This is a genomic window from Hoylesella timonensis S9-PR14, assembly GCF_000762405.1.
GTDB lineage: Bacteria > Bacteroidota > Bacteroidia > Bacteroidales > Bacteroidaceae > Prevotella > Prevotella timonensis_A.
On record NZ_JRPQ01000009.1, the window covers coordinates 1 to 6645 of the forward strand.

Here is a 6645-nt window from a genome sequence, read left to right on the forward strand (position 1 = left end):
GGCATACTTTGAAAGAATTTAAGATTTGTTAGTCCTTTTATCAAAACACAGAAAACCATCCTCTGCAATTGCAGCATGAGCACTCGCTGAAGTCTTGTTTGCACCATCATGCCATCCTACTAATTCGAATGTGTATTTGTAGCCAGACTTCTCTACTGTACCAGCAGCGGCATTTTCATCCCAATTAGAATATTCACCAACAGTTCCATCAGCTTTCACAAATTGATAACGAGTATTTACATATTCACGCAAGTCAATACCCTTATCATTATTCCATGCCAATTTCACAGTTTCAGTGTTATCTATAGCGTCCTTAGCTGTCTTGTAAAGCCAAGATGGAACTGCGTCAGCCTGTGGAGCATACTTAGGATTGTTCAACACAAGGTTCTTATAAGTATTAGCGCGTACAGCTGCATAGTCTGATGTAACTGTTGCATCGTCATCAGTGTATTGCAAAGCAAGAACTGTAACTTGCTTATCGTTTGCAATAGATTTAATCACATTACCATTGTATGCTGCATGTACAGTAGCATAACCTGCTTTCTTCAAATCAACAGACTTCATCGTGAAAGCTGAAGAAACATCTGCACTTGCACGAGTATAATCTTTATTGAACGCTACAAATTTATACTTCGCTACTTCATCACTCATCTTAGCATTAGTAGGATTCAAGTGATAAGTGGCAGCCAAATCAGGAGAAGACACGAAATCATCACCTACTGTAGGTTTATCTGTAGCAAAATCTCCATTAGCATCTACTTTAGCAACAGTCAAAGCTTTGAAAGCAAATGTGTTAAAGTCGAATGCCTGAATACCATCATAATAGAAATCAGGAACGAATACAAGAGATTTCAAGCTGTTTGTAAGAGAAATCACAACAGGATCAGACTCTGCACCCTTAACGTTAAACAACTTCAAGAAATCAGCATCCTTAACAGCTGTGATAGTACCAGGAGCCAAGAAAGAGATCTCTGTTGGAGTGGTCTTACCGTTTTCTACTAAGTCAAACTTACCTGTCTGTGCATTAGGAACATAGTATTTACCAGCTTCACCCTTGTCGCCTTTGTCGCCCTTAGGTCCAGCTTCACCCTTGTCACCCTTGTCACCTTTGTCACCTTTAGCACCATCCTTACCAAGTGCCTTATACTCGGTAACTTGACCGTCTTTAACCCAATAGCCTTGCTCGTTAATAGTCCAAACAGTACCGTTTGCACCATCCTTACCATTAGTGATCTCAAATGTTTTGCCATTACTCATCGTAACTTTCACACCATTATTAATAGGTGCTACGCTGGTAATCACACTACCACTCTCAATCAGTTTTTTAATCTCATCAAGTGACTTCCTGAGACCGTCAATCTGTGTTTGCAGATTGTTAATGTCATCATCGTAGTCCTTACAAGATGTAAACGTACCAACAGAAGCTGTAATCAATGCTCCCATTAGCAACGTACCTAAGAAATTCTTTCTCATACGATATAAAATTAAATAAAACAATAAAAATTAAATATATACTTATTATTCAAAGACGCTTTGATTTTCCCGTAGGAATCCAAGCCATCTGTTTTTTACACACCAATGATTGTCCTTTATGTACATAGTAACCCTATCTCAGGCAAATTATTTTGGTGCATATATAGAGATAAATATTAAAACAAACAAATAAAAATCTTCTTTTTTTAATATTTAGACAAGTTTTTTTATTTAATCTCTCATTTACACGCAAAATAACACGTTATTTCTTCACTATATGTGCCGTTCTCCCCATATAATAAGGTATCGGTGTGAAATGTCATCAGATGAATTTGTTTAGAATTCTGCACTCTTGGGTGTGCGTGGGAAAGGAATCACGTCTCGAATATTCTGCATTCCCGTAACAAAGAGGATGAGACGTTCGAAGCCTAATCCAAAGCCACCATGAGGGCAAGAACCAAATTTACGAGTATCAAGATACCACCACATGTCTTTCATAGGAATGTGGCGACGTTCGATTTCACCCAGCAGCTTTTCATAACTTTCTTCACGAACCGATCCTCCAATAATTTCACCAATCTGTGGGAAGAGCACATCCGTACCTTGAACCGTTTTACCGTCTTCATTGATTTTCATATAGAAGGCTTTGATTTCCTTCGGATAATTGTACATGATGACAGGTTTCTTAAAGTGGTGTTCCACCAAATAGCGTTCGTGTTCACTCGCCAAATCCATTCCCCATGATACAGGATATTCGAACTTTTGTCCGCTCTTTACCGCTTCTTCCAAAATCTTGATGCCTTCGGAATAATCAAGTCGCACAAAGCTACCGTTTACAACGCTCTGCAATCGTGTCAACAAGGTTTTGTCAATCATCTTGTTTAAGAACTCAAGATCGTCCTTACAATTGTCCAAAGCCCATTGCACACAATACTTGATAAATTCTTCTTCAATGCCCATCAGATCGTCCAAATCTGTAAAAGCAATTTCGGGTTCAATCATCCAAAACTCTGCCAAATGGCGAGGGGTGTTGGAGTTTTCTGCGCGGAAAGTAGGTCCAAAGGTATAAATCTGTCCTAAAGCGGTGGCACCCAGTTCACCTTCCAACTGTCCTGAAACGGTGAGCGATGTCATTTTCCCAAAGAAATCATCATCATATTTCACCTTTCCTTGTTCGTCGTGCGGTAGATTATTCAAATCTTGCGTAGTTACTTGAAACATCTCACCTGCTCCTTCTGCATCCGAGGCAGTAATAATAGGTGTATGGAAATAAAAGTAACCATGATCGTGAAAATACTTATGTATAGCGATTGCCATATTGTGGCGAATGCGCATCACCGCTCCAAAGGTGTTGGTGCGCAAACGCAGATGTGCATGCTGTCGCATATATTCGAACGACTGCCCTTTTTTCTGCATTGGATAATCGCTGCCACACAAGCCATAAATCTCAATTTCTTTTCCTTGAATTTCTACGGTTTGTCCTTGTCCTTGACTTTCAACCAAAGTACCAGAGACACATAAGCATGCGCCTGTTGTGATGTTTTTAAGTGTTTCGGGGTCTATTGTTTCCGGGTCAACGACTATTTGTACGTTCTTAATCGTTGAACCATCATTCAGTGCTATAAAGTGTACGGCTTTACTACTGCGATGAGTACGCACCCAACCTTTTACCAGCACTTCTTGATTGAAGTCTGTACTCTGAAGGACATCAATAATTTTTGTACGTTTCATTATGTTAGTTTTTTAGTTTACGAGTTTACGAGTTCACAAGTTTACGAGGTGACAAGTTGACGAGTTGACAAGTTGACGAGCTCACGAGTTTACAAGTTCACGAGTTTACAAGTTTACAAGTTAATACTGATGGCTTGTCGTCATTCGCAATCGATTATAGGCGACATTATGAAACCATCAACTTGTATACGAGTTCACAAGTTGACGAGTTCACAAGTTAATACCGATGGCTTGTTGTCATTAGCAATCGATTATAGGCGACATTATGGAACCATCAACTTGTCAACTTGTCAACTTGTCAACCTGTCAACTATATATCTCAACTATTCAAATGCGCCCATTCTCAGCATATCTACTTCCTGAGCGGTGAGGAATCGCCAATCGCCACGACGCAGATTCTTTTTGGTTAAACCTGCAAACTGCACTCGATCCAATTTGATCACTCGGTAGCCCAAGCTCTCAAAGATGCGACGCACAATGCGATTTTTACCACTATGGATTTCTATTCCTACTTGATTTTTCTCTGTCTCATTTGTATATTCTATGGCATCTGCATGGATTTCACCATCTTCCAACTCAATTCCCTCAGCAATTTGTTGCATATCGTGTGCAGTTACATTTTTATCTAAGAACACATGATATACTTTCTTCTTTAGAAACTTAGGATGAGTTAATTTGCTTGCCAAATCTCCATCGTTGGTAAACAAAAGTACCCCTGTAGTGTTTCTGTCTAACCTTCCCACAGGATAGATACGCTCAGGACAAGCATTTTTCACTAAGTCCATGACCGTTTTTCTTTGTTGCGGATCATCACTGGTGGTCACGTAATCCTTGGGCTTATTCAACAGCACATATACTTTCTTCTCTAAAGAAACAGGCTGATCATGGAACACCACCTCATCCGAACGTAGGACTTTCGTTCCCAATTCTGTTACTACTTCGCCATTTACCTTCACTACCCCAGCTTGGATAAACTCATCAGCTTCACGCCGGCTACATACACCAGCATTGGCCAAATATTTATTTAATCGAACAGGAACTGTCGGGTCGATATGCTCTTCATTATATTCAATCCGCTTCTTCAAACTATATTTTGCATTCGGGTTATAGTTAGGGGAATGTTGACGATAACCTCCTTGCTGGTAACCGCCTCTATTGTAGCCCCCACGACTTTGATAATTTCCACGTGGTTGATACCCTCCTCGATTGTAACCTCCCTCTCGAGAGTATCTACTCTGACTGTCATTGTTATTATAACGTGGGCGATAACCACCCTGGCGAGACTGATATCCATTCTCGCCATCGTTGTTGTATTGAGGGCGGTATCCATTAGACTGTCGAGATGTATAACCTTCCTCTACATCATTATGGTATCGAGGGCGATAACCTTCTTGTCGACGTGACTGATAGCCACTTTGGTAGTCACGACGATAACGAGAGCGATATTCTCCTTGCTCATTATTCGAATAACGAGGTCGATAAGGACGCGAAGGAGTTCTTTCTACATTATTATTTTCTAAATTATTCCCAAAACCCTCTGGGCGAAAGCCACCCTCACTTGCTGGTCGACTCATCCGTTCACCATCATAAGGACGTTGAATGCGACGACGAGGTTTTCGTTCACCGTAATGCGCGTCTCTTTCATTATTTCCCGAAGGCCTTTGGTAAGTCTCACGACTTTGATTGCCCTGCTCTAAGGATTGCTCCTGAAAATTCTTTTCTAATTCTGAATCCATCATTTTTAATCAACTTTTCTGTGTAAATAATTAGCCTCACGGCTGATTTTGATATATTTTTATTTTCTGATTTTATTATCGTAATAAATAGGTCTGAAAAACCGAAACGTTTAACATGTCGTCCACCTCTCAAAGGCGTCACTCTTTGTCCTCTTTCACACTTACACACCTGTATAATTATGTGGCGTTATCGCCATCAGTTCTTTTTTTATTTCGTCACTTACATCCAAATTCTGAATGAACTCATGAATGGTCTGTTCGGTCATCTGGTGGTTGGTACGAGTCAATGCTTTCAACGCTTCGTATGGATGCGGATAAGCCTCGCGACGCAAAATGGTTTGGATAGCCTCTGCTACCACTGCCCAAGTTTTGTCCAAATCTTGATACAGTTTGTCTTCATTCAAGATAAGCTTGCGTAATCCCTTCAATGTACTCTGAAGCGCAATCATTGTATGTCCTATTGGAACACCGACATTACGCAACACCGTAGAGTCTGTTAAATCACGTTGCAACCTACTCACTGGCAATTTCTGAGCCAAGAATTGTAAAATAGCATTGGACATCCCCAAATTACCCTCGCTATTTTCAAAATCTATCGGATTCACCTTGTGGGGCATAGCACTCGACCCAACTTCTCCTGCTTTGATTTTTTGTTTAAAGTACTCCATGGAAATATACATCCAAAAGTCTCTATCCATATCTAACACAATGGTATTGATACGGCGCAAAGCATCGAAGAAAGCCCCCATGTGATCATAATTACTGATTTGGGTGGTGTATTGCTCTCGCTGCAAACCTAACTTCTCCTGCACGAAGCGATTGCCAAAATCCTTCCAGTCGATGGCAGGATAAGCCACATGATGTGCATTATAGTTTCCTGTAGCACCGCCAAACTTAGCACTCATCTTACAACTCTCGAGAAGCGTTAACTGCTCACGAAGTCGATAAACATACACCATGAGTTCTTTGCCCAAACGAGTTGGCGAGGCAGGCTGTCCATGAGTTTTTGCCAACATTGGCACGTCCTTCCATTGGGCGGCATAGGCTTCCAACTGTTCTATCAATTCTTCAATACAGGGAACCAACACTTCATGCAATGCCTCCTTGATAGACAAAGGCACACTGGTGTTGTTAATGTCTTGTGAGGTAAGTCCAAAGTGAATAAACTCTTTGAACGTTTCCAACCCGCCTATTTTATCAAATTCTTCTTTGAGGAAATATTCAACCGCCTTGACATCGTGATTGGTCACCTTTTCTATATCCTTTACACGCTGTGCAGAAGTTTCATCAAACTCTTGATAAATATCCCGAAGACGCGGAAACAAAGAATGGTTAAAGTTTTGGAGTTGAGGTAACGGAAGTTCGCAAAGGGCAATAAAGTACTCTATTTCCACACGTATGCGATAGCGAATGAGCGCATATTCTGAAAAGTAATCTGCCAATGCAACTGTCTTGCTGCGATATCTCCCATCAATGGGCGAAATGGCGGTTAAAGCATCAAGTGTCATCATTTTATTATGTATATTTCCTAAAGGGTAGCATCAGCCCAAAACAATCGAACTGTCTTCATTTGCAAAGATGCATCCTATTTTCTGCAAAGATAGCGCAAGCCGAACACAGAGAAAATTTACTTCCTTTGTTAAGGCGCATCCTATCTTCTGCAAAGATAGCGCAAGCCGAATACAGAGAAAATTTATTTTCTTTG

At 40.6% G+C, this 6645-nt stretch carries 4 protein-coding genes; all 4 read right to left on the minus strand.

Annotated features, from left to right (window positions below):
* Positions 1 to 18 precede the first annotated feature (18 nt).
* The 4 genes from HMPREF9304_RS15125 to purB all read right to left on the minus strand — a co-directional run bounded on the left by HMPREF9304_RS15125 (position 19) and on the right by purB (position 6448).
* The gene (locus tag HMPREF9304_RS15125) at positions 19 to 1473 is read right to left on the minus strand and encodes a PL29 family lyase N-terminal domain-containing protein (RefSeq protein WP_052045807.1); all 1455 of its coding nucleotides are present in this window, start codon (positions 1471 to 1473) and stop codon (positions 19 to 21) included.
* Between the two features lie 336 nt (positions 1474 to 1809).
* Positions 1810 to 3204, minus strand: coding sequence for an asparagine--tRNA ligase (gene asnS, locus HMPREF9304_RS00740; RefSeq protein ID WP_036925786.1), 1395 nt, complete (start codon positions 3202 to 3204; stop codon positions 1810 to 1812).
* A 323-nt stretch (positions 3205 to 3527) separates the two neighbouring features.
* Entirely contained in the window at positions 3528 to 4940 is a 1413-nt protein-coding gene (locus HMPREF9304_RS00745) for a pseudouridine synthase (RefSeq protein WP_036925789.1), read from the minus strand.
* Positions 4941 to 5101: 161 nt separating this feature from the next.
* A complete protein-coding gene (gene purB / locus HMPREF9304_RS00750) occupies positions 5102 to 6448 on the minus strand; it encodes an adenylosuccinate lyase (protein WP_036925791.1) in 1347 nt (448 codons plus the stop codon).
* Between the last annotated feature and the right edge of the window lie 197 nt (positions 6449 to 6645).